At 72.1% G+C, this 2,740-nt stretch carries 6 protein-coding genes; all 6 read left to right on the forward strand.

Features of this window, described 5'->3' with window-relative positions; all coding sequences use genetic code 11:
• Nucleotides 1–309: 309 nt before the first annotated feature.
• Nucleotides 310–486, forward strand: coding sequence for a conjugal transfer protein TrbB (locus A5694_RS05275; RefSeq protein ID WP_185746660.1), 177 nt, complete (start codon nucleotides 310–312; stop codon nucleotides 484–486).
• Nucleotides 483–1,283 carry a type II secretion system F family protein gene (locus A5694_RS05280; protein WP_064920804.1) on the forward strand — a complete coding sequence of 267 codons (801 nt, stop codon included), beginning with the start codon at nucleotides 483–485 and terminating at the stop codon, nucleotides 1,281–1,283. The genes A5694_RS05275 and A5694_RS05280 overlap by 4 nt, the downstream gene beginning before the upstream one ends.
• Nucleotides 1,280–1,855 (forward strand): type II secretion system F family protein, encoded by a 576-nt coding sequence (locus tag A5694_RS05285; RefSeq protein WP_207515926.1) that lies wholly within the window; start codon nucleotides 1,280–1,282, stop codon nucleotides 1,853–1,855. Before A5694_RS05280 ends, A5694_RS05285 begins: the two co-directional genes overlap by 4 nt.
• Nucleotides 1,856–1,948: 93 nt before the next feature.
• Nucleotides 1,949–2,140 carry a DUF4244 domain-containing protein gene (locus tag A5694_RS05290; protein WP_064920805.1) on the forward strand — a complete coding sequence of 64 codons (192 nt, stop codon included), beginning with the start codon at nucleotides 1,949–1,951 and terminating at the stop codon, nucleotides 2,138–2,140.
• A 51-nt stretch (nucleotides 2,141–2,191) separates the two neighbouring features.
• The gene (locus tag A5694_RS24485) at nucleotides 2,192–2,494 is read left to right on the forward strand and encodes a TadE family type IV pilus minor pilin (protein ID WP_064920808.1); all 303 of its coding nucleotides are present in this window, start codon (nucleotides 2,192–2,194) and stop codon (nucleotides 2,492–2,494) included.
• 16 nt (nucleotides 2,495–2,510) lie between these two features.
• Nucleotides 2,511–2,740: Rv3654c family TadE-like protein (locus A5694_RS24490; RefSeq protein ID WP_064920806.1), on the forward strand; the 230-nt coding region annotated here is incomplete at its 3' end.

A 2,740-nucleotide genomic window follows, 5' to 3' on the forward strand; every position in this document is an offset into this window, starting at 1 on the left:
AGCGTTCAACATGACTCGTTGATCGCAACGCGTGAACCACGCCAGATCCGAAGTCCACCACTCCCCGGGACGCTATCCGAGAGCATGCTGCTCGACGAACTTCTCCACCAGCAGTTGTGGATTGTCGTGTAGGTCCATGGGGTGAATTTTTACCCCGGTATCCCACATCTGCCGGCGCGCCACGCCGTGCAAACTCGGAAAATTTTTGGCCAACCATACCTAATAGGATACATGTATACGACGATTAATCTGCAGGTAAACACGCTAATTACTCAATAAAACGTGTTGAACCTCTGATAACATGTGCAGGTGCTATTGCACGTCGGCCGCGATCGCAACGGCCGGCGGCGGCTCACCGACATCTCGTTGTTGTGCCGCACCGCCTCCGGCATGGTTCAGGCCGCGCCGGTGTGGCACGCCGAGCGGGGAGCGGGTGACCACATCGCCGAATTCCGGGCGCTACTGCGGGATCGGAGGCCGGCATGACCAGCCTCCCGGTCGCCGCGCTCGCGCTGGCCGCGGCGGCGCTGCTCGGCGTCTCGCCGCGCCGCCGGCTGCAGCCGGCCGACCGCCCGGGTCGCCGGATCGGCCGGTGGGGTGTGCTGGGGTCGTTGGGTTGCGGCACCGCGGTGCTGGCCGTGGTCGCCCTGCCGGGAAGCACCTGCCTGGCCGGCGCGGTGCTGGCCGCCACGGCTGCGCTGCGCCACGCCCGCGGCCCCGAGGACCGGCGCGCGGTGGCGGAATCACGCGCCCTGGAGAGTGCACTCGATGTGCTGGTCGGTGAGTTGCGTATCGGCGCACATCCGGTGCGGGCGTTCGCCGTTGCCGCCGCCGAGACGAGCCACGGCTTCGTGTCCGCCGCCCTGCGTGGCGTGGTCGCGCGAGCCCGGCTGGGCGCCGACGTCGCTACCGGGCTGCGGGATGCCGCCACGTCCTCGGCGCTGCCTTCGCACTGGGAACGGCTCGCGGTGTACTGGGAGCTCGGCGGCGAACACGGGCTGGCGGTGGCCACACTGATGCAGGCCGCTCAAAGTGATATTGCTGCCCGGCAACGGTTTTCCGCGCGTGCCGATGCCGGGATGGCCGGTGCGCGGGCCTCGGCGACCATCTTGGGCTGCCTGCCGGTGCTCGGGGTGCTGCTGGGCGAACTGATCGGGGCCCGTCCGATCGGCTTTCTACTCGGTGGACCCGGTGGGGTGCTGTCGGTGGTCGGAGTGAGCCTGGTCTGCACCGGGCTGCTGTGGTCGGACCGGATCACCCTGCGTGTGGGCGCCGCCCGGTGAGCAGCGCCGCGGTGTTACTGGCCACGGCGATGCTGGTCGCCCCGTCAACGGTGCGGGCACGCGCGGGGCTGCCCCGGCCGGCCCGTCCGGTACGCCGTCGAGCGGTGCCGGGCACCGACGCGCTGGCGTTGGCGGCCGGCCTCGAGGTGTTCGCGCTCTGCCTGACCGCCGGAATGCCGGTCTCGGCAGCTGCCGCCGCGACCGCCCGCTCTGCGCCGCCCCAGGTGGCGGGGGTGCTGCGCCGCGGCGCGGAGCTGTTGGCCCTGGGCGCCGATCCCGGGACCGCCTGGTCGGTGCCGTCAGGTGACGCCTGTGACCCGTCGACGGCCGCGGTGCTGCGACTGGCCCGACGATCCGGGTCCTCCGGAGCGGCGCTGGCGGCCGGACTCGGTGAGCTCGCGGCCCACTGCCGCGACGAGGCGGGGCACGCGGCGACCGCCGCCGCGGAGCGGGCCGGCGTGCTGATCGCCGGGCCGCTCGGGGTGTGCTTCCTGCCCGCATTCGTCTGCCTGGGCATCGTGCCGGTGGTGGCCGGCCTGGCCGGCGAGGTGCTGCGGTCGGGCCTGCTGTGAGCCCGCCGATACTTCGCGGAAAAGCCGCGAGAACCCAGAACGGGTGAGGATGAAGGAGGTCCGGTGAGAACACAGATACGGCAGGCGCACAACATGTTTCGAGCCATCCAGCTCAGAGTGCTGCTGCTGGCGTCCGACGAGTCCGGGATGTCGACGGTCGAGTACGCGATCGGCACGATCGCCGCCGCAGCCTTCGGCGCGATCCTCTACACCGTCGTCACCGGCGACTCCATCGTCTCGGCGCTGAACCGGGTGATCGGGCGTGCGCTGAACACCAAGGTCTGACGGGCGTTGACCGGTCATGGCCGACTTGCCGGCGAGTCCGGCGCCAGCACGGTGGAGGCGGCGTTCGGGCTGGCGGCGCTGGTCTCGGTGCTGGTGGTGTCTCTGGCCGGGATCAGCGCGGTATCCGCCCAGGTCCGCTGCCTCGACGCCGCCCGGGAGGCGGCCCGGTTGGCGGCCCGTGGGGACACGCCAGCGGCCACGGCCGTGGTGCGGCGGATCGCGCCGGCCGGCGCGGCGATCCAGCTGCGCTCCGACGGCGAGTTCGTGGTCGCGACGGTCACCGTACGGCCGGCGCTGCTGCCGGGGCTGGCAGTCCGCGGCGAAGCGGTGTCGGCCGCCGAGCCATCCCGGTGAGGCCGGCGCGGCCACCGTGGCCGCCGCCGCGATGGTCGCGGTGTTGCTGAGTCTCACCGGCGGCGGCGTCCTGCTCGGCGCGGCGGTCGTCGCGCGGCACCGCGCGCAGGCGGCCGCCGACCTGGCCGCCGTCGCCGGGGCGGCCCGGATCCCCGCCGGGCCGGCGACGGCCTGCGCGCAAGCGCAACGACTCGCCGCGCGAATGGGGGCCCGCGAAAGTCAGTGCAGGGTAGACGGACTCGACCT

The organism is Mycolicibacter sinensis, from assembly GCF_001667945.1.
In the GTDB taxonomy this organism is placed as follows: Bacteria; Actinomycetota; Actinomycetes; order Mycobacteriales; family Mycobacteriaceae; genus Mycobacterium; species Mycobacterium sinense_B.

Bases quoted from the DNA above. Each gene is read 5' to 3' on its own strand.
- A5694_RS05280 (WP_064920804.1), top strand. From the start codon at position 483: ATGACCAGCCTCCCGGTCGCCGCGCTCGCGCTGGCCGCGGCGGCGCTG.
- A5694_RS05290 (WP_064920805.1), top strand. From the start codon at position 1,949: ATGTTTCGAGCCATCCAGCTCAGAGTGCTGCTGCTGGCGTCCGACGAG.